Below are 24,447 nucleotides of genomic sequence, written 5' to 3'. Positions count from 1 at the left end.
AACGCCCCTGATCAGAAACCGATGGAAACCGTGCCCTGCATGCCGGGCCGGAATACCACGCCGTCCCCGCTTTCCGGCAGGCTTACCTTGATGGGGAAGCGCTGCATGACCTTGGTGAAGTAACCGCTGACGTTTTCCGTGGAGATGAGGGAGAACATGGAGCAGGAGGCCGCGCCTATTTCATACACCTTTCCGTAAAACACCCGGCCGTCATAGCCGTCCAGCGTGAACCGCACTTCCTGTCCCGTCCTGATGCGGCCTATTTTCGTCTCCTCCACCCGGACATTGAGCCAGATGTCATGGCTGTCCACGATGGAGAAGAGTTTCTGCCCGGCGCTGACCATTTCTCCGCCATTCACCAGCTTGCGGGCAATGATTCCGTCCACAGGGGACTTGATCACGCATTCCTCGCACAGCACTTCCAGTTCATCCTGCTCCGCCCTGGCCGCCTCCAGCTGGGCCTGGGCCGACCTTTTTTCCTCTTCGCGGTAGCCTTCCAGGCGCAGGGCCAGATTTTCCCGTTCCGCCTTTTCCACGGCCTGAGCCGCCAAATAGGAGGCCCGGACGGCATCGCGGTCCGCGGAGCTGATACCCGCCTGGTCGCGCACTAGTTTTTCAATGCGCTCGTAATCACGCCGCGCGTGTTCCAGATTGGCGGCAGCCTGGGCGGTTTTGGCCCGCTGGGATTCGATTTCCTGAGGGCGGAATCCCGCCAGCATTTCATCATACCTGGCCTGCATGAGCTTGACTCTGGAACGCGCGGCCAGCAGGCGCGCCTGGACGGCCCGGCCGTCCAGATGGGCGAGCGTCTGTCCCTTCTTCACCGTGTCTCCTTCCTCCACATCCACGGCAACCACCCGTTCCGCCAGCTTGGTGCCCACGGACACGATGCTCGCCTCCACGCGGCAGTCGTCCGTATTCATGGAACGACTTTCCCGGATGTGCCAGACTCCCCAGATGATGCCGCCCGCAGCCGCCAGAGCCATGCTTCCCAGGGAAACGGCCTTCAGATGCTTGCTCATGCAGTGACGGAATTGCCGGTTTGAGAGAATCCCTGAATGAACAGGTCTATGGTCAGTTTCATGGAAGCCACCTTGTTCCCCCATGATTTGCCGTCGTCATTCAGGCAGTACATGAGCATGTACCCGTGCAGCGTGTTGACGAAGGCTCGCACCATGAGGCGCACATCCCCCGCCCTGACCTTCCCCTTTTTCTGCATGGCGGTCATGTAGTCGCACAGGAAGGCGTGAAGCTCCCGCGGATCACGCAGAAAGTCCTCCCCGTTCGTGTCCACGGAATCCAGGGCGCTCAGATAGGCCCGGAACGCGTTCCTCTTGGCCTTCGTTTCCTGAAAGTAGAGCCGCGCCGCCAGTTTCAGGTCATGATCCAGATTCCAGGTCCTGCCGTTTTCAAATTCCCTTTTCAGTTCGCTGGCGTACGCCCTGTACCGGATGATTTCATCCAGCAGGGATTTTTTCGTCGCAAAGTAGCGGAATACGGTTTTTTCACAAATGCCTGCCTTTTTCCCGACCTCCTGCACGCTGACCCGGTGAAATCCCCGCTCGCTCATCAATTCAATGGCCGCCTCCACAATCCTCCGCAGCGTATTTTGCTGGATTCTTGTCATCTGTTCCATAGATGTCTGTCAGGCTAACAGACATTTTCAGCCAGTCAAGCCTTCCTTCCCCTCCGGGCGGAGGCAGGAAAACCCGTACACCGGGCCACAAAAAACGGCCGCCGCGAAAAACGCAACGGCCGTATCAAACGGGAATATGCTCCTCCGCTTAGCGGCGCAGTCCAAGACGCTGAATCAGGCTCTGATACTGGGCCAGATCTTCACGCTTGACGTAGTCAAGAAGCTTGCGGCGCAGAGCCACCATTTTCAGCAGCCCGCGGCGGGAGGAAACGTCGTGCTTGTTTTCTCCCAGGTGGGCGGTCAGGTGGGCGATGCGCTTGGTCAGAAGGGCGATCTGGAAGCTGGAGCTACCGGAGTCCTTTTCATGCATCTTGAATTCCTGCAGATTGATTTCGTTACTCATGAGTGTTTTTCTTGAATGTGTTTAGCTCGTGGCAGCGGCTAATCGACACTGTGAGGGCGTCAACTATGCACGATCACCCTTTAAAGGCAATTCAAATTTCACGGCATCCGGGAATTTGTCTCCGCCCGGCCGTCCACGCGCCTGTTTCCGGCATAAAATTCGCGGTCTCTTTCCTCAATGGACCGCAGAACGCGGCAGGGATTGCCCGCGGCCACCACGCCGGGGGGAATGTCCCGGGTCACCACGCTTCCGGCTCCTATCACGGAGTTCCTGCCGATGCGCACGCCGGGAGCCACCGCCACGTGGCCGCCTATCCAGACGCCGTCTTCAATGGTGATCGGCAGTGCGAATTCCAGGCATTCCTGCCTGAGGCCGGGGTCCACAGGATGGCCCGCGGTATAAATGCCTACATTCGGGCCTATCAGCACGTCGTTTCCAATTTCCACCCGGGCGCAATCCAGAATGACCAGATTGAAATTGGCGTAAACGCGGTCCCCCAGGCTGATGTTGGAACCGTAGTCGCACCTGAACGGGGGCTCCAGATAGCACCCCTCCCCAACGCTTCCCAGAAGCTCGCGGGCCGTTTCCCGGCGCAATTCATCATCCTCCGGGTCCGCACCGTTATAACGGGCCGTCAGCCTGCGGGCCCTGAGGCGCCGCACGGCCAGTTCCGGATCGCGGGCGTCGTACAGACGTCCGGAAAGCATATTATTCAACTGGTTTGAGTCCATGGCCGGAAGAGGGGGATGCCGCCTCCGCCGGAGAAAAGGAAGGGAGGGCGGATTCCGCCACGGGCGAAGCGCCCGAAGACGCGGAAGCCTCTTCATTTTTTCCCGCGGATTGTCCCGATTTTAAAGGAACTTCCAGGCCGGGGGAAGAAGAATTCCCGCCAGTCCCGGCCACCGCGGTTCCTCCCGACTTGCCCGGAGAGGGCCTGTGCACCGTTTTGAAATGGGAATCCGGTTTCTTCTGCAGGTCATGAACGTTCCAGCTGCCGTATTTGACAATGACGCGCGTCCCCACCGGGGCAACCTCAAAGAGATTTGCGGCAATCAGATGGGGAATGCGTATGCACCCGTGCGAGGAAGGATGCCCGGGCAGATACCCTTCATGAATGCCTACCGCCCCGTTCACCCTCATGAAGTAGGGCATTTTGGCAGGCTCAAACCTTTCTCCCGCCCTCGGGGATTCCTTTCTGATGTCGCCGTCCCGCTGGCTTCCGTCACTCGATACAAAGGTCCCGTAATAGGAATGATGGTCCCTGTCCTTGGAGGAGATGCGGAAATAGCCGTCCGGCGTCATGCCGTGGCTTTTTCCGGAGCTGATGGGAGCATAGGCTATGCGGTGCGTGCCACGGTAAACGTACATCATCTGCTTTTTCTTGTCCACCACGATCAGAAGCTTTCCGGGCAGGGAAGGATCATCCTCCCACTTGAGCAGATGGCCGGGGATGGTTCCCTTCCCCTCAAAATACCCGGTCAGTTCCTCCACAGGTGTGGAGGAAGCCGGAGGAAGAGGGGCATTCCGCCCGCCAGTACCGCAGGAAGTTACCAAAACCGGGATACAGAACAACAGGGCAGGCAGGGAAAAACGGGGCAATTTCATTATCTCGTGCGGCAGCATCACTCCGTTAGACAACGGAACGCCGGAAAAAAGAACCGTTTTTTGACGAAACTGTCAACCATCAATCAAAAAAACGGTTCTTTTCCTTCCCTTCACCACATTTTAGCCCTCCTGCGGCGCGGCCGCTCGTCTCCGGGTCCGTGGAGCAGTCCGTGGGACCAGGCTTCCGCAAAGGTGCGGGCGGCGTCCGCCGTGTGAGAATGGGCGTCATGCACGGGACTTTCCGCCAGGGAACCGCCCGTTCCGGGCAGTCTGGACCGGTACAATTCCAGATGCTCCACGCCTCCCGGCTCCTCCTCCCCGCGCAGATTGCGCGCCCGCTCCTGGGTGCGGACATGGAAGAAACTGCGCTCCAGCAGTTCCCGGAGCGTGTTGATGCCGCGCCATACATCCGTTGTCCGGGGCACCACGCGCACGTTGGCCAGCCCCAGCCTCGCCATGTTTTCCACGTAGGAAACGCCGTGGGCGTCCCGGCGTGCGGCGTCATGGGGCAGCAGGTGAGCTGTTGCCGTCAGGCCGTATTCCTTTTCCCATTCCCTTATTTTTTCCACATAGTGGGCCAAGGGCTGCTGGTTGGCGGCGTAATGGTCCAGCCAGTGGATGCTGTCCCCCATGACCTGGACCAGCCAGATAGCCGTATGGTCGCTCAGGCCCAGGTCCCACGCCGTGAATGTGGGAGCCTCCGGATCCGCTGGGAATTCCATCCCCACGCGTCCCCGCTCCCGCAGGGCCATGATGCGGCTGCCGTAAATGCTTCCCTCCTCGCCGGTGGAGAACGCCTCCTGGGGAGTTCCCGGATATTCCTGCTTCATGGCCGCGCCCATCACGCGCGCCATGCGGGCATACCACCGCTTCTGCCCCGCGTCCAGCTTCACGCCCGTTTCCCGCTCCAGGGAGAGGAAGTAGGCATCCAGTTCCCTGCTCCACCTGCCGCGCCCCGGCAGGGAGTATTCCTCCTGGTCAAACCAGCTGAAGAAGAAGAACCGGAAGTCCAGCGGGGACAGCTCGCTCTTGCCCATGTTTTCCATGGCCTGCCGCGTCAGTTCGTAGTTCACGCCGTAGCGGCCGCCTTCATGGGTGCTTTCCTTCAGGATAAAGCCGCCAGGCGGCACGGTATTGATGGCGCCGGAGCGGATTTCCCGAGCACGCCACGGGGCATGCACGGAGACGTGAGCCAGCTCGGAAACATGCAGGAACTGCATCGTGCCGCCGCGCAGGTTGGTGCCCACCCGGACATCGCTGCCGTTGGAGAAAGCCAGCCGGGTGAGAGCCGCCGTACAGGGACGCCATTCCCCCTTTTTTTCCACGCCGGACATGCGCTTGATTCTTTCCCCCAGGCGCGCCAGCGCTACATCCATGGCGGATGGTTCCGGCGGCAGGTAGTCCAGATGGTCCCACGCGAAGTGGAGCTTGGCCAGCTTTGCCTGGGCGTCAGGCAGGCTTTTATCAATAATGCCGCAGTGGAAGTTGGAACGGAACAGGCTCATGTCCAGCATCAGCAGGGCCACATACGTGGAGATGCCGAGCTGGCGCGCCTTCAGAATGTCGTTCCGGTACCACAGCCCTTCATGCAGCCGCCTCTGGGCCTTGTTCATGGAGAAGCGCTGGAGCTGGCCCGCCTTGTTTTCTATCCAGTACAGGTGTTCCAGCCGCCAGAGCTGGCTGGACAGGACAGACTGCCACGGCAGACTCCACGATTCCGTCAAATGTTCATGGTTTTTCATATTCCTGCATCAATTCCTTCAATAACACGCCCTCCCGGGTCATCGCCCTCAGGGCATCCGTTCCCCTGTCCAGCGGCAGCCGGAATGCCAGGGGGTCATTCAGCACGTGGGAAACGAAGCGCAGCCCCTGCACCATCACGGGATGGAACAGATCCAGCCTGCCGCGCAGATAGTTTTCCCTCACGCCCTGTTCCTCATACAGCCTGATCACGTCTTCCATGAAGCACCCCACGGCCTGGTCCGCATTCCACCAGTACCGTTCCTGTGCGCCGGTATCACTGAAGGTCTCCAGAATCCGGCCCAGGAAACGGCCGCGGCTTTCCCGCGCCACGGCGGCGGAAGGTTCTTCACCCGCCCCCGTAAAGCATTCCAGCGGAATGTAGGATTCCCGTTCAGAGACGGCGGGGCGGCCGTTCCCGTCCAGATAGACTCCGTTCCAGGCATGCACCACGTACGGCGCACGCGCCTCCTTCACGGGGCTTTCCGGAACGCCCGGCATCAGGCGCACGGTATGCCCCGGATCATCCGGATCACGGTAAAGAACACAAGTAGCGTACATCGCACGCGCCTCTTCCGGGTCAGGCAGGAAGGGGAGCATGCCTCCACGTACTTCCTGCTGCCTCCGGTCCAGCATGTCAATCAGTACTGCCGCTTCATCCAGCGGCACCTCGCGCGTCCAGGCGGACGTCACTCCCTCCGGAGCCGCTTCCGAGTCCACGCGGTATTTCCTTCCCTGCCAGACGATGCCGGATTCCGCCGCTTCCGGACGGCCGGCAAAGTCACGCCTCACCGCCTCCAGCGTCTGTACCGCCCTGGCCACGTACGGACGGCCGCGCCAGGCGGCGGGGGCGGAGACGCCGCGCCGTACGGAAAAGTCATCCTCCACGTAGGAGGGAGCCTCCAGAACGGGAGCGGGCAGAGAACCGTCCACCGTCCGCGGAAAGGCGTTTTTCGCGCCTCTGAACGGTTTGCGCACCAAATGCAGGTACAGGCCGGGACGGTCCGGGTCCGGACGCCATGAGTTCAAATCCGGGAATTCCCGCAAGACCCCGGCCAGTTCCGCCATGCGCGCCGCCGCCAGACGCCCCGCCCGGCGAAGGGAACTGCCTTCATAACCGTCCAGGGAAGCCAGAGCCCTTTCCAGGTCCGTCCGCACATGGACGGGCACGGAGGACAGAACATGCCCCGCCATCAGGCTGTGGGCGTACCGTTCCATCATCGGAAGGCGGACTTCCGCACTCCCGTTCCCGCTCCAGGCGCGTTCCGCCCGTATCCGCCCGTTCATTCCCACGGTTTCCCGCAGCATGTCCAGAAATCCGGCGCCCGCACCCTTTCCATCTTTCAGCATCCCGTTCAATGCAGCCGCGCGGCGGCTCAGTTCCGCGAGGGGCTGCGGGGCCCTTTCCGGACTGGCCGCGCCGTAACGCGCCCATGCGGCCACCGTTTCCGGCACGGCTTCATGGTCCAGACTGGCAAAGAAATATTCTTTGGAAAGCTGGGACAGCTCCTCGATCAGCTCCGTTTCTCCGGGGAACGCTTTGCGGCGCGGGACACGGCCCATGCGCTTGAGCATTTCCCAGGCCGCTTCCGGGGAAAGCTGCTCCGTGCGCATCAAACGGTCCCAGACGACTTCCGCCTTGTCCTCAATCAGGGCCAGCGGATTGGCCGTGTTATGCAGGCGCAGGCGGTGCATGACCAATCCTCTGGCAGTGGGCACGGGCTGGTTGTCCGCATCCACGCCCAGACTTTGCACGCCGCCCACGTATTTGCCGTGGATGTCCATGCGCTCCCGCAGGGCATCAGGGCTCATCAGCTTTTCCGCGGCCACGCGGCCTGCGCCCGTCACTTCCAGCAGGTCTCCGGACCCGGAGGCTCCGCGGAAGCCGTAGCCCGCCCTCAGCATGTCGGAGACGGCCATGGCCGTCAGACCGTCATACAGGCAGGGGAGACGCTCGCCGCGAGCATTTTCCAGACCGCCGGACAACCTCAAATGCGTGGGGTCCCATTCCGGATGTCCGTTGACGGCATGCCACCGCCACCCGCGGATCAAATCTTTCTTGGCAATGCAGGCCGGGGAAAACATCATGGAGACATTCGCCATCAGGTCCGCTGCGGCTCCCTCCCGCGAGGAATGCCACGCCGACCATGTTCCCGAGGGATAGCGGACTCTCCACAATCCGTTCCCGCGGGCGCCCGAGGACTGGAACAGGCGGGGCGTCAGGCAGGACAGGTTTTCCACGGCCTTCTCCGTACCGGGATAGATACGGGGGGCAGGCTCTTCCGGCCCGGCGGACAGCCGGTCCGCATCCAGCACGGAGGCAAATTCCGCCGTCCGTCCGGGAGAAGTTTCCAGATAGCGGGACAGCAGGCGGGAGTAACTTTCCACCGGCGTATAGCCGCGCCCCACGCAGACGTCAAAATCCGCCATGTTCGGCAGCACGTGGAACAGGCTGTTCACGTCCGCCTGGGCTCCCCATACGCAGCGGTTCATCTCCTGCAATTCGGGGCTGACGGACTGGCGCTCCCTGTCTCCCACCCGGGACATCATCGCGCTCATCCGGGACAGGGAGGAGACGAGCCCCTCCGGAGTGGAGGAATTTTCCAGCAGCTCCGGAGCGTTCAGCAGGGAGCTCCCCTCCTCCAGCCAGAGGCGCGCCCTGCCGGAACTGTATTCATCCCGGCAAAAGGACTGCCACAGCCTTCCGGCCACGTGGCCGGCCACTTCTTCCTGGGAAGCGCCGTGCACGCGCTCCATGACGCCCTCATATACATTCGCACGGGCTCTTCCGTCCATTTCCCGCGTCACGGCGTCCCAGTCCTGCCGGGAAAACTTCACCGCAGCGCCCGCTTCCTCCGGATAAGCCAGCAGAAGCATTTTGTAAGGACGGGCGGCGCCCTGTTTCAGCCTTTCCGCCACAAAGGAGCGGCGCACGTCTTCCGCCCGCATGTCGTAATCCGTCTCATTGCGCAGACGCCACGGAATTTCCAGTCCGTTCCTGTTGCGGATCAGGCCCAGGTCCTCCGCCTCCTTCCGGCACAGGAATTCATACCAGGAGGAAAGGGCCTCCTCCGCGGAAGACTTTCCGGAAACGCGCTTGAGCGGAGAACCCGGGGCGGGGTCCATGCCGTACGCCGTCCTTCCCTCCGCGTCCAGCGATTCTCCCACGCGGGGCAGCCCGGCGCGGAGCAGCCACCGGGAACGCACCTCCGCATGGTCCGGATGCAGGGAAAGCTTCCTCAACGCTTCCGCGGATTCCGGGAAGTCAGCCATGTTCCACGGTTTGGAACGCACGGGGGAAGGCAGCTCCAGAAAGTCCCGCACCTCCCGTTCCGTCCTTAAAAACGGTTCTCCGCCCTCGCCGAGGGCGCGGGACCATTCCAACGCCTTCCCGGAAATGTACAGGGAGCCCCACAGCGGGGAATTACGCAGGGATTCCTGCAAAAGCTCCCCGGCCCGGTACACGTCCTTTTCCCGCAGAATGCGGGCCGCTTCACCGTCCGGAATGCCGAACACCTTGAGAGGAGTCCCATCCCCCAGAAGGGAGGACGGATGGCGGAAGTGATGCAGGGCCGCCTTCCCCGCCCCGATCAGCAGGAAAGGCATCATCATGCCGGCCTCCCTCAACTGGTCTTCCGGGGAAAGCTGCCTCTGCTTCCACCCTTCCCAGTCCACGCCGGATTCCTTTCCGGTGGCCAAGCCGACCCCTTCCTGAGCCAGCATGGGGGTCAGTTCCATCATCTTGTTCTCCGCGGCCATCTTCACGGCATCCGCGGCAAGGGCGCCCGTTCCGGAAAGAACCGCTCCGGCGGCGGCCCCGGCACTTCCCGCGGCACGCATGGACTGGAAGGAGCGCATGCCCTGCCCCAGCATTTTCCGGCCCAGCTTCGTCATTCCGAAGGAAAGGAGGGTGTTGGCGCCGCCGGACAGAACGGCCCCGTCCATCTGGGCGTCAAAGTCGCCGTCCGGATTCATGCGCCGCGCATCCGCCATGTGCCGTCCCGTCTCCCCGGCCATCAGCACGCCAAGCCCCGCAGGCCCGGCAAACGCCAGCGCCGTGGATGCGCCCTGCTGGGCCATGTCCACCATCATTTCACGGAACCACGGTGCATCCTTGCCCCCGCGCAAAGGGGCGAATTCCATCCGCGCAAAATTCCTCAGCTCCTCAAAACTCCGGGAATACCGGTCCAGGGCCTCCTTCGTTTTTCCGTCCGGCATGACCCAGGCCGCACCGTTCACGGCAAACTGGCCGACATTTTCCGCCGTCTCCGCAGCCCCGCGTTTCAGCGCGGACTCCAGGGCCGTCCTGAAACCGGGCCGGGAACGCATGTACGGAGCCATCATGCGAAACACCTTCTGCCGATCGTCGCCGCCCAGCCCCGCCAGACAGTCCACGGCGCGCACGACGTCCGGAATGCCTTTCACCGGCTTCCAATTCACCTGCACGGCAGGGAAGCCGCCTTCCGGCGGCGTTTCATTGGCCACCAGGCCTTCCAGCCCCTTCCGTATCACGTCTGCGGCTTCCGACAGGCGGTTCCGGTCATCCAGCGCGTCGGAGACGGCCCTGCTCCTCATCTTCTCCGCCACGAACCGCAAATCCTCCGGCCAGCGGGAAACGGCCTCCAGTCGCCGTTCGTCCGGCTCTTCCGAAGTCCCCGCCAGGGCCCGGTCATAAGCCTCCTGGTATAGTTCAAACAGCGTCTCCCGCTGGGAAAGGCGCACCTGGTTGTGCTGGGAGACCGCTACGAACAACTCGTTGTCAGACTTTCCGGAAGCCCCGTACTGGCGCGCCACCTGTTCCCTTATCTGCCCCCAGTCCTTCCGGATGAGTTCGCGCGGAATCCCTCCGGTGTCCGCCACCCAGGACTGCATCACGCAGGCGGCCACCCGCTCGCCATCCGCCATGCCGGGGGCGTACATGGCCTCCGCCTCACGCCGCACCTCCCGGGGGATGGTCGCCACATCCCCCGTCAGCACACTGTTCCAGTACTCTTCCCGCTCCGCCGCCTCGCGTCCCGAATCCTCCACGATTGCGGCAGGCGCAGCCTGTGCCGAAACCGCCTCCGTCTTCCTGGTTTCCTCCGCCGGAGCCTCTTCCTGCAGGAGCGAGCCGCTCTGCCCTTCTTCCCATTCCGCCTTCATGTTACTGTTTCTCCTTCCTGTTTTTCATGTCCCGGAAGCCGACCCACCCGGCATCCTGCATCCGGTTTTCCTCTTCAAAAACCCGCTCCATCTCCGCGGCGGCATTCGCCGGATTCTTCTTCACGGCATCCAGCAGGGCCCACTGCACCCGCTTCCATTCCTCCACGGCCCGCGCATCCGTCACCGGTCCCCAGGCCCCGTTCCGGAACATGGAGGACAAGCGGCGGGAAGCCGCCCGGCGCACCTCCTGCGGCACCAGCTTCATCGCCTCCCGCCTCTCGGCCAGCATCTTCACCTGTCCGGCGGGAAGTCCGGAAGTGGCCACCTCAATCACAGCGTCCGTATCCCCGTCACCGCCGCAGTCCTCGTCAATCAGGCGGGTCATCCGACACAGCAGCCCCTCGTCCGCCGGGAAGCTGATGCCGGAAAGCTCCGCCTCCCGCATGCGGTCGCGGGCATCCACATAACGCCTCAACTGGCCGGGACTGACCAAACCGTACTTTTCCGCATTCGCCAGCCCTTCGTCGCGCAGCATGCCGCCGCCGGCCACGGTGCGGAAGATGGAATCCGCATACCGCCGCTTCAATTCCCCGTAGGCCGCTTCAGCTTCCCGGGCCACCTTCCTTTCCATTTCATTCAAGGGGGCTCCCTCCTGTTCCGCCCGGACGACGGGCAGAGCGACAGCCGGGTCCCGGCGCACCTCTTCCACAGCCCGGTTCAAAGCAACCCGGTCGCGCGCCTCCTCCGCCATGCGCCCGGCTTCCTCACCGGTCACAAATACGCCCATCCCCTCTTCAATCCTGCGTTCCGCCAGTCCGGCATCCCCCTGCTCCACGGCAGACTCCACGCTTCCGGACCAGGAACGGCGCGCCTGCTCCACCTGGCCAAGACGGGACATCTTTTCCAGGTAAATGCTTCCGGCGGCGGCCAGATTTTCCCGCGCCGCCTCCACGCGCCCCTTCACCCGACCGGACATTTTTTCCGGCAGGTAGGAAGGCAGCCTGTCCGCCAGGGCCTTCTTCCACCTAGCTTGCAAATCGTCCGCGGCGCCAGCGGAATCCAACTCCCGCATCACGTCCTGTTCAAAGCGGTAGAGGCCGTCCCGGGCCTCGGCCCATTGTCCGGCGTCCCTCACCTCCTGCATCCCGGCCAGCATGTTCTCTGCCGTTCCCGCCAAATCCGCCACCCCGGCGGACAGGCGGCGAACGCCTGCGGCCTGGGCTTCCAGCGCATCCAGCGGGATCATTCCGGACAGATCCGGCCCCATGCGCGACATTCCAAAATCCTGTATTCGTATAGCCATGTTCTAATGGCTTTCAAGCTAGGGAGCGGACGGAACACCGGTCATCCATTCCAAACCGTCACTGTCTCCCTTACTTGCCTCTTGCCAAAACGGAGGCATTACAACACAATCCCCTGCATGCCCCGCATCCGTTTCACCACCGCCTACGACGGCCGCCCCTATCTGGGCTGGCAAAGCCAGCCGGGAGGCCGTACCGTGCAGGATAAGCTGGAACGCGCCTTTTCAATCCTTTTCGGGGAAGCCGTCCGCATCCACGGGTCCGGCAGGACGGACGCCGGAGTGCACGCCCTGGGGCAGGTCTTCCACGTGGATGCGCCGGACACCCACCGCATTCCCGCAGACAAATGGCCTGCGGCCATCAATACCCGCCTGCCCCGCACCATCCGGGTCATCCATGCGGAGTACACGGACCCCGGCTTTCACGCCCGCTTCAGCGCCACGGGGAAAACGTACCGTTACTGCATTTCCAGCGAACCCATCCTGAACCCGTTTGACGCGGGCCTGGTCTGGCACCGTCCGCTGGCCTGGAGCCTGGACGCCCTGGAGGAAGCCGCCGGGCTCTTTCTGGGGGAACACGACTTTACGGCCTTTGCCGCCCTGAGGGGCAACGAGCCCCGCCCCATCCCGGAAGACTACTTCCGGCGCACCATTACCCGTGCGGACGTGAGGCGGGAAGGGAACCGCACCTTCATGACATTCACGGGCACGGGCTTCCTTTATAAAATGGTGCGCCTCATGGCGGGCGCGGCCCATGAGGCGGCACGGGGGAAAATCACGCTGGAGGAATTAAACCGCCTCATCCGTTCCCCGCGCCCGGATGACAAAAGCCCGTTCTGCGCGCCGCCGGACGGCCTTACCCTGATGCAGGTGCATTACCCGGATTGCGTTCCGAAAAACAGGCCGGAGCAATAAAAAACGGCCTCCGGCGGTTACTTTTCCGCCATTCCACGCGGAATGCCGTACAGCCCTTCCCTTCTGATGAAACTTTCCACTTCCGGATTCAAATGAGGCACGGGGCAGACGCCCGCGCGCAGGGCTTCCCGGATGCCGGTGGAAGATGCAGGTTCATCCCCTTCAATAAAAACGGCCCGAACTCCCTCCCTGGAAGCCGGAGCGCCGCCCCGGTGGTACACGATGAACGTCGCCATGTCAGCCAGATGCCTCCAGCGGCCCCATTTCTCCAGGGAATCCCACTGGTCCTTGCCCATCAGCCAGAACAATTCCGCTCCCGGATGGCAGGCAGCCACGCTTTCCGCTACCCTCCATGACCAGGAAGGCGGGGGCAAATTCAAGTCCGTACGGTCCAATACGGCCCAGTCCAGCCCTTTCAGGGCCAGTTCAATCATCCGGCAGCGCCGGGCATCCGAAACGGAAGGGGCCTGTTCCTTCAGCGGGGAAAGGGAACAGGGCATGAACAGTACGCGATCCAGGCCACAGCACTCCCTGGCACGGGAAGCCACGCGCACATGGCCTTCGTGCACGGGATCAAACGAACCGCCGAAAATGCACAACTTCACTGTCCGTCACCTCCATGAAGGCAGGAAATCAGAGTCCCTCCGTACCCTTGTAGGGAAGGAACCCGCCGATGGGAACGCGCACCATCCTCTTTTCCAGCGGCAGGCGCCGGAACCGGTTGATGAAATCCGTCAGGCGGCCGTAATTGCGTTCCGTCTTGGGAATCCCCTGATGGCCGCAGTTCACGTCCGGATTGTAATGCAGCTCCACATGAAGATGGGCCGGATACATGCCGCGGTTCGTGCCGATGGTGCCTACCTGGGTGCCGCGCAGCACCAGCTGCCCCAGCACCACGTTGATGTCATTCAAATGGGAATAAAGCGTCTGGCAGCAGAGGACCTTGCCGGACTTGGGCTCCCGGAAGGCGTGGCGGACAATCACCACCTTTCCCCAGGCGCCCCGTGCGTCTGCGGCATACGTGACGACGCCGTGGCCCACGGAATAGACTGGGTCTCCCAGGTCGGTATTGCCGCCGCCGTTTCCGTTCCAGTCCTCGCCCATGTGGCGGGGGCTCTTCAGGCGCAGGCCGCGGGAACGGTAATAGCCCTTGCCGTCCGGCTTGCCCACCGGAAAGTCAAAGCCGTCGCACAGGGGGACGAGCGCAAATTTGCTGTCCCGCTTGGCCATGTAAACGGGGGCGCTCTCGCTGATAAAGGCCGTCCCGATCAGAAAAAACAGGGCCAGCAGTAAAAAACGGAAGTAGAACATAGGGGAAAAAAGTTTCCATATGCTAGACAGCGCTCATGCCCGTATCAAGCGGAATTCTCAGTATGTCCCAGTTAAAATACCCAAGCCGTTCCCCCGTCCGGAATGCACCGTTTCCCTTTCAACTTGACAGCAAAGCCCCTCTATGAAAGAAGGAAGGAGCATTCTGCGTATTTCTGCAACACATCTATTCTCCATGAACAAGCTTGCGCCCCTCTTTGTTGGAACCGCTCTTTCCTCTCTCATGCTGCCCGGACAGGCCGCAGACCCTCCCAAACCTTACGGCGCCGTGCCTACTCCCCAGCAGGTGAACTGGCAGCGCATGGAATTTTACGGATTCATCCACTTTGGCCTGAACACCTTTACCGGCAGGGAATGGGGATACGGAGACGAAAACCCGCAAATTTTCAACCCCACGGACTTCAACGCCTCCGAGATCGTGGAAACCTTCAAGAAAGGCGGCATGAAGGGCATGATTTACACGGCCAAGCACCACGACGGCTTCTGCGCCTGGCCCACCAAGTCCACGGAGCACAACATCACGAAAACCCCGTGGAAAAACGGCAAGGGGGATGTGGTCAAGGAATTCGCCCTGGCCTGCAAGAAGCACGGCATCAAATTCGGCACCTACCTCAGCCCGTGGGACCGCAACCACGCCGAATACGGCAAGGAAGGCTACCTGAAAGCCTATTACCAGCAAATCCGGGAACTTCTGAGCAACTACGGCCCCGTGTTTGAAATCTGGTTTGACGGTGCCAACGGCGGCGACGGCTACTATGGCGGAGCCCGTGAAAAACGTAACATCGGCAATGCGGAGAAATACTACAACTTTGAAAAGATCGTGGAAATGATCCGCTCCATCCAGCCCAACTGCATCATCTGGGGCGCCGGCCATTATGGAGACGCCCGCTGGGGCGGCTCTGAAAAGGGACATGTCAATTATCCCCACTGGAGCACCGTGGGCCTGAACGGCGGCGGTGGCGGAACCGGCAAGCGCGGCGGCGAACGCTGGGTGCCCGCGGAAGGAGACACCACCATCAACCATTCCGGCTGGTTCTGGCACCAGGGCCAGGCCTCCCGCGTCAAATCCCCGGAAGAACTCATGCAGGTCTGGTTTGACTCCGTAGGCCGCGGAGCCAATCTCATCCTGAACGTGGCCGCTGACAAGACCGGCAAACTGGACCCCGCCGACGTCAAGTCCCTGATGGAATTCAAGGAATTGCGCGACAAACTGTATGCCAAGAACTTCGCTCTGGGGGCCACGGCCACGGCCAGCCAAACCCGCGGCAACGACAAGAAATTCTCTCCTTCCAACATGACGGACGGCAACATGGACACCTACTGGGCCGTGGAGGACGACAATCTGACGCCCTCCGCCGTCATCACGCTGCCCAAGCCCGCCACCTTTGACGTCATCCGACTGCGCGAACAAATCCGCCTGGGCCAGCGTGTGGACTCCTTCAACATCGACGCTTTCATCAAGGGCAAATGGGTCTGCATCGACAACGGAGGAAAAACCATCGGCAACCAGGTCATGCGCCGGCTTGACCGCCCCATCACCGCCCAGAAGCTGCGCCTGCGCATCACGGGCAGCCAGGCAACGCCCTGCATCTCTGAATTCGCCCTGTTCCGCCAACCTGCGGGAGCCGTCCGCCCGTCCATCTTCCGCCGCGGCGACAACCTGGTCATCCTGGCGGACGGCAAGAACAAAATCCTCTACACGACGGACGGAAGCGAACCCAAGGCCGGGTCCCCCGTCTATTCGCAGGGAGCCAAATTCAGCGAAAGCGGAGTTGTCAAGGCACGCTGCCAGTTTGCCAACGGCAAGCTCGGCCCCGTCAGCCAGGCAAAATTCGGCATCAGCAAAACCGGATGGAAAGTGAAAAGCGCCACCTCCGGCAATGCGGCCGCCGCCATTGACGACAACCCGGAAACCTCATGGACCGCCACTGCCGGCGTTCCCCAGTCCTTCGTGGTGGACATGGGCAAGCCTTACCGGGCCACCAGCTTCTCCTACCTGCCGCGCCAGGATGGAAAGACGGAAGGCATGACGGACAAGTACCAGTTTGAAGTAAGCGCGGACGGCAAAACCTGGAAAAAGGCGGCAGAGGGGGAATTCTCCAATCTCCGCGCCAATCCCATCGAACAAAACGTCAACCTAAAGAATGTCGACGAGCCCGTGCGCTACTTCCGCTTTACCGGAACAAATGCGCTGGACGGCAGCGGAGCTTCCGCCGCGGAAATCAATGTCTTCGGCACTCCCGCCCAGGGCTAGCGAATACAGCGCCGCTTGTTTGAACGTCCCGGTCCTTTCGGGCCGGGACGTTTTTTATGCCCATGAAAAAGAACAGGCGCATTTATCCGCTGGAAAGGAATTTCTCTGTTTCACGGCTTTCAGGCAACGCTATGGCTCCTTGAAAAAAGAGTTCCGGAATAATGGACGGCTCCCACCCTGATTCTATCACCTTAATGCGTTCTTCATCCTTCTTCTGAGGCGCATCAGGAGGGAGCCCGAACCGGAAGAGTCCACCAGAGAACAGGCACGTTCCGAAACCACCGAATTGAATCCTTCGCATTCTCCAAGGCCTCTCTCAGCGGGCCAGATGGAAGAATCCCGCCAAGTTCCATCGGAAAGGAAGGAACGCCCAAGAAACCTTTTCCAGATGAAATTACCTGGCGTTATCATCTTTCCCATCCTGCCATTCCGAAGCTGTTTTCCAGTCTCCCACTCGCTTTCTACCCGTCTGAGTAGAGGCCTTTCTCCCGCAATACGCGCATACAAAAAAGGCGCGTCCCGAAGGACGCACCACACAAAATCATGTCGACTTGGGAAAAGACTTATTCCTGGCCGCTGAAATCAGGAGTAAGGATCAGGAACTGGTCGCTGATGTCCTTGCCCCTTCTCTTGGGAATGAAGGTATCCTGAAGGTCGTCGTTGTCGTTCAGTTCCAATGTTTTGGCACTCTGGGCGGTCGTGAAGATCAGTACCTTGCCGCGGAAACTTTCCGGGTCAAAGCGGACAGCATTGCCGGCAACCACTGTGGAGCCGTCATCGCCGGGAAGCACGGAGGTAACCATCAGGGGATATTCGCCAACGGAGCTACCGATACCCACCTTCTTGTTGTTCTCACCCTTGCGCATCACGTAGGAAATGCCCACTTCACCGGGAGTCAGGGCCTTGCCGTCATAGATTTCACCGTCGGGAGTGACGGTAGAACCGCCGGAAGCAGTCTGGACCTTGGCGTAGAAGTTGCTTTCAGACACGGACTCATTGGCCAGAAGCTGGCGGAAATAGTCATTGGAGGTGTCGCCCTGCAACGGCCCCAGGCCAGCCATGTAGCTATGCTGGGCCACCACACGGTCAGCGGTGATGTCGTCCGGGAAATTGCCCAGCTTGCTGTTGGACTTGAATTCGTTCATCGCCACGCCCACGTTCTTCATGTTGGTCAGGGCCTGCATCTGGTCTCCCTTGTTGATCTGGTTGATAATGGGACCATACGCCACGGACGCGAGCAGCGCGATAATGGCGATAACGACCAAAAGTTCGATCAGGGTGAAACCCCGGTGTAACTGGCGTGTTGCAAAAGATACTTTCATTGTTGAATCTAATGGAATGTTTACAGTTTAAGAAAACCGCATGTGGTTATCTATGTTCGTTTCTACTATTAACGTCATTTCCTAGTCAGGACAAGCATATTCTCACAAAATTCTCGGGCCTGGAAAGGCGGTTCCGGTTTCCTGGAAATACAAGACGTTTCCCTGCCCGGAGAAATATGGAAAACGTCTTTACTTGCCCCGGCCGAAAAAGGCGCTCAAATCTTCCAGGGCTCCGGCGTCCGGCTTGTCCGCCTCCGCAATAACGCGGCGCTGAAGTTCAGCGATCTCGTCCAGCCCCTTGCGTCCCAGCTCCAGCATCCTGTTCATCTGGTCTGCGGTAAAGACGGCCTCCTCTCCGGAACCCTGCACTTCCACGAACTCGCCCCGGTCGGTCATCACCAGGTTCATGTCCACTTCCGCGTCCTTGTCTTCCACGTAGCAAAGGTCCAGCAGGGCTTCCCCTTCCAGCATGCCTACGGACACGGCGGAAACGAGCCTCTTGAGGGGGGATTCCGCCAGCTTGCCCGCAGCCACCAGCTTGTTCACGGCAATCGCCAGAGCCACGGAAGCCCCGGTTATGGAAGCGGTCCGCGTTCCGCCGTCAGCCTGGAGAACATCGCAGTCCACCCAGATGGTGCGCGCGCCGATCTTGCCCAGGTCCACGGCGGCCCGCAGGGAACGGCCAATCAGCCGCTGAATCTCGCTGGAACGTCCGTCCAGCTTGCCCGCCGTGATGTCGCGGCGCTTGCGGTCCAGCGTGGAATAAGGGAGCATGGAATACTCCGCCGTCAGCCAGCCGCCCTCCACGCGCTGCACCTTCATCCAGCGCGGCACATCCTCTTCAATCGTGACGGCGCAAATCACCTTCGTCCGTCCGAAAGTCACCAGCACGGAGGCCGTGGCGTTCGGAGCGATGCCCGTTTCAAAGCTGATCGGGCGCAACTGGTCCACAAGTCGTTTATCCTGACGTTCCATGCGGGGAATCATGACGGATGCGGAGCGTTTTTTCAAATGGAAAGATGGATTTCCTCCGCCGAACCGGTAATATTTCTCCCATGAAACTTCCCGCCACCCGTGTAGCCGTTCTTGATGCAGTAGCCCTTTCCCGCCAGATGATGGAACATATGCCCAGGCTTTCCGCCTGGGCGGAGCGCCAGCGCATTTCCTCCTTCCCTCCGGCCTTTCCGGCGGTCACCTGCACGGCGCAGAGCTCCTACATCACCGGGCTCTCCCCGGAGGAGCACGCCATCCCAGGCAACGGCTGGTACAACAGGAACATGAGTGAGGTTCAGTTCTGGAAGCAATCCAACAAACTGGTGCAGGGGCCGCGCATCTGGGAGAAGCTGAAAAACCTGTACGGTCCCTCCTTCACCTGCGCCAAGCTCTTCTGGTGGTACAACATGTACTCCACCGCGGACTGGAGCATCACGCCGCGCCCCATGTACCCGGCGGACGGCCGCAAAATCTTTGACATCTATACGCAGCCCATGGACCTGCGGGAAACCATCAAGCGGGACCTGGGTGAATTCCCCTTCCCCACGTTCTGGGGCCCCATGGCCGGCATCGGCGCCACGCAATGGATTGTGGACTCCGTCCGGTGGATTGAACAAAAATACCGTCCCAATCTCAACCTGGTCTATCTGCCCTACCTGGACTACGACCTCCAGAAATTCGGTCCCTCCTCCGGAGAGGCGGCCAAGGCGGCCCGGACCATGGACGATCTTCTTTGCGATCTGATCGACTTCCTGGAACGGGAGGGAGTCACGCCGATTGTCGTGAGCGAATACGGCATTTCCGACGTCTCGCGCACGGTAGCCCTGAACCGCCTCTTCCGGGAACGCGGCTGGATCACCGTCAAGCCGGAACTGGGAACGGAAATGCTGGACGGCGGAGCCTCCAAGGCCTTTGCCGTGGCCGACCACCAAGTGGCCCAGATTTACGTCAACGATCCCTCCGTACGGGAAGAAGTAAAAGCCCTGCTCTCCACCACCCCCGGCGTGGAGGAAATCCGAGAGACGGACTTTTCCGGCCTGAATCCGGCCGCCTGCGAGCGTCTGCCGGACTTCACCGCCGTGGCGGCCCCGGACACATGGTTTACCTACTACTACTGGACGGACGACGCCAAGGCGCCGGACTTCGCCCGCTGCGTGGACATTCACCGCAAACCGGGCTACGACCCTGCGGAAATGTTCTTTGACCCGGCCCTCTCCTTCCCCATGCTCCATGCGGCCCTGTTCCTGCTGAAAAAGAAACTCGGCTTCCGCGCCCTGATGAAAGTCATCCCTCTCAACGGAGACCAGGTGAAAGGCTCCCACGGCCGGGACAACGTACCGGACTCCCAGCAGCCCGTCTTCATCGGTCCTGCCGGCCTCCCGGAGGTCCATTCTCCGCGGGACGTACATGAAGCCATTTTGGCGGCCTTCGCCTCCGGCTGCCAATGAAATAAAAAGAAAACAGCCGGAGGAAGGCGCGCTTCCACGGGGAAAAACTCAGGACTTCTGCCCGGACCGCTTTCATTCCGGGTGCCTCAACCCGTCAGCCCAGGCGGTCCATCAGGGCGTCCACGTCCAGGGAATCCTGCCCGTGAATCAATTCACCTAGCACGGGCACGTCGGAAAACTCCTCAATCATGCTCCGGTTCGTCACGCAGGCCGTATCCCATTCATCCTTCACATTATTGAAAATAATGCCCAGGCACTCCAATCCGCGCGCCTTGATGGCGTCAAGCGTCAGCAGCGCGTGATTGATGGCTCCCAGCTTGTTGCCGATCACCAGAAGAATGGGAAGGTGGAAATCCGCGGCCATATCGCTGAACCTCCGCCCTGCCGCAATCGGCACCTCCCAGCCGCCCACGCCTTCCACCAATACGCAGTCATGCGTAGCGGCCAAAGCCTCATAGGCGCGGCGGATGGCGTCTTCATCCACCTGTGTATTCTCCAGCTTGGCGGCTACATAGGGACAGGTGGCATTCTTCAAAAACACGGGGTTCAGCTCATCCAGCGTCAGGCCTTCCGGCCCCGCCTCCCGCAGAAGCCGCGCATCCTGCCTGTCTCCGCAGGCCACGGGCTTGAATCCCGCGGCGTTCACGCCCCGTTCCCTCAGGGCCTTCACAATCAGACAGCTCACATAAGTTTTGCCTGCTTCCGTATCAGTTCCGGTAACGATAAAATTCCTCATGACAGTAAACTTCAGGGATGGGACCTTCTGATCTCCTCCAGTTGCGCGCGGGACGGCGCGGCATCATTCGTAGTCACCCAGTGGTTGATGAAAGACCAGATGATGACGGCCAGCACCAGGCAGAACAACTTGGCAGGCCAGTTAAGCAATAGCAGTTTTTTCATTGGAAGGAGAAATATTCAGTAGCTCTTCAAGACGGGCCTTCAACTGTTCCGGAGTCAGGTTGCGCTCCAGCTTGCCGCCCACGGCCAGGGCAATGGCCCCCGTTTCTTCGGACACCACCACCACCACACAATCACTCTCCTCGGACATGCCCACGCCGGCCCGGTGCCGCAGTCCCAGGGTACGGTCGCTCATTTCCTTCTGGGAAACAGGGAACACGCAGGCGGCCGCGGAAATCCGGTCGCCGGAAATGACCACTCCCCCGTCGTGAAGAGCGGTCTTCGTATGAAAAATGGTCAGGGCCAGTTCCGGGGAAAAAATGGCGTCCAGCTTCACGCCGGAATCCTCGATCGGCTTCATGCTGATGCTCCGTTCAAAAGCGAACAGGGCTCCGAACCGCTGGTTGGAAAGCTTGCTCACCGCCTTGCAGAAATTATCCAGGAAATCCACCCGCTGAAGCTTGGCGAAGGAGGAGAAAAACGGATGGCTGCCCAGCTTAGCCAGCCCCACGCGCAGCTCCGGCTGGAAAATCACCACCAGCGCCAGCGCCAGGCCGGGGGCGAAGATGCGCGTCAGTATCCAGGAAATTACGTTCAACTGGAAGAAAAAGGCCAGTACCACCAGGGCCAGGAAACAGGCGAACAGCCCTACCATGATGCGGGCACCGCGCGTCGCATGGAAAGCGCGGTAAATCTGGTACAGGAACACCCACAGGATGAAAATTTCAACGATCGCCCTGAGCGCATCCTTGATCACAATCCAGTCCCACATGGGCACAAGCTACACAACAACCCCGACGATTGCAACACCGATCCTTTCCTTCCCTGTTGCCACGCGGGATGGGAACTGCTATAAGCACACCATGAAATGCCGGGTATTTCTCTCTCTGCTATCCGCCGCGCTCATCCTCTCCATTTCCACGGGCTGCATCATCTCCCACTGCACCACGCCCGGAGACGGAACAGCGCCCGCCTCCGCCGTGCGGCCAGGGCTGGAAGGAGAATTGAAAAAAGACGTCCGCTATCTGGCAAAAACCTGCCACCCCCGTCCGGCAGGCTATGAAAAGAACCAGGCCAAAGCCGTGGAATACATTGCCCGCTCCCTGGCGGACACCGGAGCCAAAGTCACCTGTCAGCCCTTCACCGCAGACAAGCGCACCTTCGTCAACGTCAGCGCCGTCTTCCCCGGAAAATCAGCCAAAAGAGTCATCGTAGGGGCGCACTACGATACCTGCGGAGACACGCCCGGCGCGGACGACAACGCCAGCGGAGTCGCCGGCCTGCTGGCACTGGGCCGCATGCTCAAAGGCATCTCCCCCCAATACACCATTGAACTCATCGCCTACGCCAACGAGGAACCACCGTACTTCGCCACGGAACACATGGGAAGCGCACAGCACGCCCAGAAACTTTACACGGAACAAATAGGCGTCAAGGCCATGATCTGCCTGGAAATGATCGGCTACTTCTCCGACAAGGAAAACAGCCAGACCTATCCGGGGCCCGGCATGGGGACGCTGTATCCGGACAAGGGAAACTTCATCGCCATCGTAGGCAACTGGAACAGCGTCAGGCTAAGCCGCGACATTCAGAAAAGCATGCGTCCCTTTCTTCCCACCGTCCGCCTCAACCTGCCGCAGATCAAGGGCATGTGCATGGACTTCTCCGACCACCGCAACTTCTGGGCTAAAGACATGCCTGCCGTGATGATCACGGACACGTCCTTCTTCCGCAATCCGAACTACCACCAGCCCGGAGACCTTCCGGAAACGCTGGACTACCGCCGCATGGCCCAAGTGGTTCGCGGCGTCCACCAAGCCGTTCTGCATCTGGCGGCGGAAGAAAAATAAAGTCCCCCGCGCTGTACTCGGCGTCAAACGGCGTGGCCGTCCATGATCGTGATGATGCGGTCGCCCCGCCGGGCCAGGTGTTCGTCATGAGTCACGATCACCAGCGTCTTGCGGGACTCGTCCGCCAGGCCGAACAGCAGGTCCAGCACTTCCGCACCATTCTTCCTGTCCAGATTCCCCGTAGGCTCATCCGCAAAAATAATGGGGGCGTCGTTCGCCAGAGCACGTGCAATGGCCACGCGCTGCTGTTCCCCGCCGCTCAATTCGCCCGGCAGATGGTTCAGGCGGTGGGACAAGCCCACGCGGTCCAGCAATTCCGTGACGTACTCCACGCGCGGCCTTTTGCCGATGGACGAAGCCAGGCAGGCATTCTCCAGGGCCGTCAATTCCGGCATCAGCAGATAATTCTGGAAAATGAACCCCATGTTCCTGTTGCGGAAAATGGAGCGCCCCGTGGCGGACAGGGAATAAATATCCGTGCCGTTGATCGTCACTTTCCCCTCCTGGGGCGTTTCCAGTCCGGCGAGCGTGTACATCAGAGTCGTCTTTCCGGCGCCGCTGGGGCCGCACAGGAACACCTTCTCCCCGGCGGCAATATGCAGGTTCACCCCGTGCAGAATCTCAATGGACTTCTTGCCGATGGAATAGCTGCGGTGGAGGTTGGCGGCGGTAATCACGGAATCAATATAGCGGAATGGCCGCCGGATTAAAGTTCTATATTGTCGATAAGACGCACGTCGCCGAAATACACGGCGGCGGCCATTAGGGCCGGCTCCCGGTTCCCCTCCAGGGGCTGCATGGTCTCCGCGTCCACAATCTCTAGGTAGTCAATCCGCGTGCCGGGAACGGCTTCAATCATCGCGGCGGCATGATCCTTCACTTCCCGGACTCCCGTCCCGGACCTGAACTCGTCCCTGGCCTGGAGCATGGCCTTCCGTATCACGACAGCCTGTTCCTTCTGCTCCGGAGACAGCCGGGCATTCCGGGAAGAATAGGCAAGGCCGTTCTCATGCCGCACGATCTCCGCACCGTGGATGCGCACCGGAATATCCAGGTCGCGCACCATGCGGCGGATAATCGCCAGTTGCTGGTAATCCTTCTTCCCGAAGATGGCGTCCGTAGGCTGCACCAGATTGAAAAGTTTGGCCAAAACCGTGCAAACCCCGGAAAAATGTCCCGGCCGTGACGCCCCGCACAGTGTAGTGGACAAAAAATCTTCCTCCACGCTGATGCTGCGCTCTCCGGCATACATCTCTTCCGGAGCCGGGGAAAACACGTAATCCACTCCGGCGGCTTCGCACAGCTCCAAGTCCTTCTCCGGAGTGCGGGGGTAGGTCTGCAAGTCGGAAGTATTGTTGAACTGGATGGGGTTGACGAAAATGCTGGCCACCACCACGCCGTCCTCCCCGGCCAACTTTCTGGCCTGCTCCAGCAGGGAACGGTGGCCGCTGTGGAGAGCCCCCATCGTGGGAACGAGAATAACGGGATCATTCTGCCGATGGTGTTTGGACAGGGCTCCCTTCAACTGAGCCTTGGTCGAAAAAGTTTGCATGCGCATAAAGTGGCCTCATGATGACAAAAGTTCAATCCTGAAATATGGCTAGAAGATTGAC

Annotated in this window: 21 protein-coding genes; 4 read left to right on the top strand and 17 right to left on the bottom strand. The window is 60.7% G+C overall.

Annotated features, from left to right (window positions below):
* Positions 1–11: 11 nt before the first annotated feature.
* The 8 genes from OQH67_RS07500 to OQH67_RS07465 all read right to left on the bottom strand — a co-directional run bounded on the left by OQH67_RS07500 (position 12) and on the right by OQH67_RS07465 (position 11,829).
* Positions 12–1,022 carry an HlyD family secretion protein gene (locus OQH67_RS07500; RefSeq protein WP_215435200.1) on the bottom strand — a complete coding sequence of 337 codons (1,011 nt, stop codon included), beginning with the start codon at positions 1,020–1,022 and terminating at the stop codon, positions 12–14.
* Positions 1,019–1,636, bottom strand: coding sequence for a TetR/AcrR family transcriptional regulator (locus tag OQH67_RS07495; RefSeq protein WP_215435199.1), 618 nt, complete (start codon positions 1,634–1,636; stop codon positions 1,019–1,021). Before OQH67_RS07495 ends, OQH67_RS07500 begins: the two co-directional genes overlap by 4 nt.
* A 148-nt stretch (positions 1,637–1,784) precedes the next feature.
* Positions 1,785–2,039 carry a 30S ribosomal protein S15 gene (gene rpsO / locus OQH67_RS07490; protein WP_067573867.1) on the bottom strand — a complete coding sequence of 85 codons (255 nt, stop codon included), beginning with the start codon at positions 2,037–2,039 and terminating at the stop codon, positions 1,785–1,787.
* Positions 2,040–2,137: 98 nt separating this feature from the next.
* Entirely contained in the window at positions 2,138–2,746 is a 609-nt protein-coding gene (locus OQH67_RS07485; protein ID WP_257226980.1) for a sugar O-acetyltransferase, read from the bottom strand.
* Between the two features lies 1 nt (position 2,747).
* Positions 2,748–3,644 (bottom strand): L,D-transpeptidase family protein, encoded by an 897-nt coding sequence (locus tag OQH67_RS07480; RefSeq protein ID WP_215435197.1) that lies wholly within the window; start codon positions 3,642–3,644, stop codon positions 2,748–2,750.
* A gap of 110 nt (positions 3,645–3,754) precedes the next feature.
* Entirely contained in the window at positions 3,755–5,386 is a 1,632-nt protein-coding gene (locus OQH67_RS07475; protein WP_215435196.1) for a hypothetical protein, read from the bottom strand.
* Positions 5,373–10,526, bottom strand: coding sequence for a hypothetical protein (locus OQH67_RS07470; protein WP_215435195.1), 5,154 nt, complete (start codon positions 10,524–10,526; stop codon positions 5,373–5,375). Before OQH67_RS07470 ends, OQH67_RS07475 begins: the two co-directional genes overlap by 14 nt.
* Position 10,527: 1 nt before the next feature.
* A complete protein-coding gene (locus tag OQH67_RS07465) occupies positions 10,528–11,829 on the bottom strand; it encodes a hypothetical protein (protein WP_215435194.1) in 1,302 nt (433 codons plus the stop codon).
* 117 nt (positions 11,830–11,946) lie between these two features.
* On the opposite strand from OQH67_RS07465, the gene truA reads away from it, so the two are divergent.
* The gene (gene truA / locus OQH67_RS07460) at positions 11,947–12,741 is read left to right on the top strand and encodes a tRNA pseudouridine(38-40) synthase TruA (protein ID WP_215435193.1); all 795 of its coding nucleotides are present in this window, start codon (positions 11,947–11,949) and stop codon (positions 12,739–12,741) included.
* Between the two features lie 17 nt (positions 12,742–12,758).
* On the opposite strand, the gene nadD is transcribed toward truA, so the two are convergent.
* Both nadD and OQH67_RS07450 read right to left on the bottom strand, forming a co-directional pair.
* Positions 12,759–13,346 (bottom strand): nicotinate (nicotinamide) nucleotide adenylyltransferase, encoded by a 588-nt coding sequence (nadD, locus tag OQH67_RS07455; protein WP_215435192.1) that lies wholly within the window; start codon positions 13,344–13,346, stop codon positions 12,759–12,761.
* Positions 13,347–13,374: 28 nt separating this feature from the next.
* Entirely contained in the window at positions 13,375–14,052 is a 678-nt protein-coding gene (locus tag OQH67_RS07450) for a M23 family metallopeptidase (protein WP_215435191.1), read from the bottom strand.
* A 193-nt stretch (positions 14,053–14,245) separates the two neighbouring features.
* Here OQH67_RS07450 and OQH67_RS07445 point away from each other — a divergent pair, with 193 nt between their 5' ends.
* Entirely contained in the window at positions 14,246–16,324 is a 2,079-nt protein-coding gene (locus OQH67_RS07445) for an alpha-L-fucosidase (protein ID WP_215435190.1), read from the top strand.
* 563 nt (positions 16,325–16,887) lie between these two features.
* Here OQH67_RS07445 and OQH67_RS07440 read toward each other — a convergent pair.
* Together OQH67_RS07440 and rph are read right to left on the bottom strand one after the other, a co-directional pair.
* Complete coding sequence (locus tag OQH67_RS07440; protein WP_215435189.1) at positions 16,888–17,646, bottom strand: type II secretion system protein; 759 nt, start codon at positions 17,644–17,646, stop codon at positions 16,888–16,890.
* Positions 17,647–17,835: 189 nt separating this feature from the next.
* Positions 17,836–18,621, bottom strand: coding sequence for a ribonuclease PH (rph, locus tag OQH67_RS07435; protein ID WP_067574093.1), 786 nt, complete (start codon positions 18,619–18,621; stop codon positions 17,836–17,838).
* An 80-nt stretch (positions 18,622–18,701) separates the two neighbouring features.
* On the opposite strand from rph, the gene OQH67_RS07430 reads away from it, so the two are divergent.
* Positions 18,702–20,087 (top strand): alkaline phosphatase family protein, encoded by a 1,386-nt coding sequence (locus OQH67_RS07430; protein ID WP_251828213.1) that lies wholly within the window; start codon positions 18,702–18,704, stop codon positions 20,085–20,087.
* Between the two features lie 94 nt (positions 20,088–20,181).
* Here OQH67_RS07430 and bioD read toward each other — a convergent pair whose 3' ends face one another.
* Genes bioD through cdaA form a run of 3 tightly spaced genes read right to left on the bottom strand, consistent with a single transcriptional unit; the run spans position 20,182 to position 21,756 of the window.
* Positions 20,182–20,823, bottom strand: a complete 642-nt coding sequence (gene bioD, locus OQH67_RS07425; protein WP_215435187.1) for a dethiobiotin synthase — start codon at positions 20,821–20,823, stop codon at positions 20,182–20,184.
* Positions 20,824–20,834: 11 nt separating this feature from the next.
* Complete coding sequence (locus OQH67_RS07420; protein WP_153812535.1) at positions 20,835–20,987, bottom strand: hypothetical protein; 153 nt, start codon at positions 20,985–20,987, stop codon at positions 20,835–20,837.
* Entirely contained in the window at positions 20,965–21,756 is a 792-nt protein-coding gene (cdaA, locus tag OQH67_RS07415) for a diadenylate cyclase CdaA (RefSeq protein WP_067573885.1), read from the bottom strand. The genes OQH67_RS07420 and cdaA overlap by 23 nt, the downstream gene beginning before the upstream one ends.
* Positions 21,757–21,847: 91 nt before the next feature.
* On the opposite strand from cdaA, the gene OQH67_RS07410 reads away from it, so the two are divergent.
* Complete coding sequence (locus OQH67_RS07410) at positions 21,848–22,834, top strand: M28 family peptidase (RefSeq protein WP_215435186.1); 987 nt, start codon at positions 21,848–21,850, stop codon at positions 22,832–22,834.
* A 23-nt stretch (positions 22,835–22,857) separates the two neighbouring features.
* On the opposite strand, the gene OQH67_RS07405 is transcribed toward OQH67_RS07410, so the two are convergent.
* Positions 22,858–23,511, bottom strand: coding sequence for an ABC transporter ATP-binding protein (locus OQH67_RS07405; RefSeq protein WP_215435185.1), 654 nt, complete (start codon positions 23,509–23,511; stop codon positions 22,858–22,860).
* Between the two features lie 29 nt (positions 23,512–23,540).
* A complete protein-coding gene (panC, locus tag OQH67_RS07400) occupies positions 23,541–24,386 on the bottom strand; it encodes a pantoate--beta-alanine ligase (protein WP_215435184.1) in 846 nt (281 codons plus the stop codon).
* Between the last annotated feature and the right edge of the window lie 61 nt (positions 24,387–24,447).

Source organism: Akkermansia biwaensis (assembly GCF_026072915.1).
GTDB classification, from domain to species: Bacteria; Verrucomicrobiota; Verrucomicrobiia; order Verrucomicrobiales; family Akkermansiaceae; genus Akkermansia; species Akkermansia biwaensis.
The sequence above is the reverse complement of the archived record's forward strand: the minus strand, read 5'-3'. Positions and strand labels throughout refer to the sequence as shown.

What these genes read in the sequence shown, in the direction of transcription:
- OQH67_RS07500 (WP_215435200.1), bottom strand. Translation starts at nt 1,022, where the DNA reads ATGAGCAAGCATCTGAAGGCCGTTTCCCTGGGAAGCATGGCTCTGGCG.
- OQH67_RS07495 (WP_215435199.1), bottom strand. Translation starts at nt 1,636, where the DNA reads ATGGAACAGATGACAAGAATCCAGCAAAATACGCTGCGGAGGATTGTG.
- rpsO (WP_067573867.1), bottom strand. Translation starts at nt 2,039, where the DNA reads ATGAGTAACGAAATCAATCTGCAGGAATTCAAGATGCATGAAAAGGAC.
- OQH67_RS07485 (WP_257226980.1), bottom strand. Translation starts at nt 2,746, where the DNA reads ATGCTTTCCGGACGTCTGTACGACGCCCGCGATCCGGAACTGGCCGTG.
- OQH67_RS07480 (WP_215435197.1), bottom strand. Translation starts at nt 3,644, where the DNA reads ATGAAATTGCCCCGTTTTTCCCTGCCTGCCCTGTTGTTCTGTATCCCG.
- OQH67_RS07475 (WP_215435196.1), bottom strand. Translation starts at nt 5,386, where the DNA reads ATGAAAAACCATGAACATTTGACGGAATCGTGGAGTCTGCCGTGGCAG.
- OQH67_RS07470 (WP_215435195.1), bottom strand. Translation starts at nt 10,526, where the DNA reads ATGAAGGCGGAATGGGAAGAAGGGCAGAGCGGCTCGCTCCTGCAGGAA.
- OQH67_RS07465 (WP_215435194.1), bottom strand. Translation starts at nt 11,829, where the DNA reads ATGGCTATACGAATACAGGATTTTGGAATGTCGCGCATGGGGCCGGAT.
- truA (WP_215435193.1), top strand. Translation starts at nt 11,947, where the DNA reads ATGCCCCGCATCCGTTTCACCACCGCCTACGACGGCCGCCCCTATCTG.
- OQH67_RS07450 (WP_215435191.1), bottom strand. Translation starts at nt 14,052, where the DNA reads ATGTTCTACTTCCGTTTTTTACTGCTGGCCCTGTTTTTTCTGATCGGG.
- OQH67_RS07445 (WP_215435190.1), top strand. Translation starts at nt 14,246, where the DNA reads ATGAACAAGCTTGCGCCCCTCTTTGTTGGAACCGCTCTTTCCTCTCTC.
- OQH67_RS07440 (WP_215435189.1), bottom strand. Translation starts at nt 17,646, where the DNA reads ATGAAAGTATCTTTTGCAACACGCCAGTTACACCGGGGTTTCACCCTG.
- rph (WP_067574093.1), bottom strand. Translation starts at nt 18,621, where the DNA reads ATGGAACGTCAGGATAAACGACTTGTGGACCAGTTGCGCCCGATCAGC.
- OQH67_RS07430 (WP_251828213.1), top strand. Translation starts at nt 18,702, where the DNA reads ATGAAACTTCCCGCCACCCGTGTAGCCGTTCTTGATGCAGTAGCCCTT.
- bioD (WP_215435187.1), bottom strand. Translation starts at nt 20,823, where the DNA reads ATGAGGAATTTTATCGTTACCGGAACTGATACGGAAGCAGGCAAAACT.
- OQH67_RS07420 (WP_153812535.1), bottom strand. Translation starts at nt 20,987, where the DNA reads ATGAAAAAACTGCTATTGCTTAACTGGCCTGCCAAGTTGTTCTGCCTG.
- cdaA (WP_067573885.1), bottom strand. Translation starts at nt 21,756, where the DNA reads ATGTGGGACTGGATTGTGATCAAGGATGCGCTCAGGGCGATCGTTGAA.
- OQH67_RS07410 (WP_215435186.1), top strand. Translation starts at nt 21,848, where the DNA reads ATGAAATGCCGGGTATTTCTCTCTCTGCTATCCGCCGCGCTCATCCTC.
- panC (WP_215435184.1), bottom strand. Translation starts at nt 24,386, where the DNA reads ATGCAAACTTTTTCGACCAAGGCTCAGTTGAAGGGAGCCCTGTCCAAA.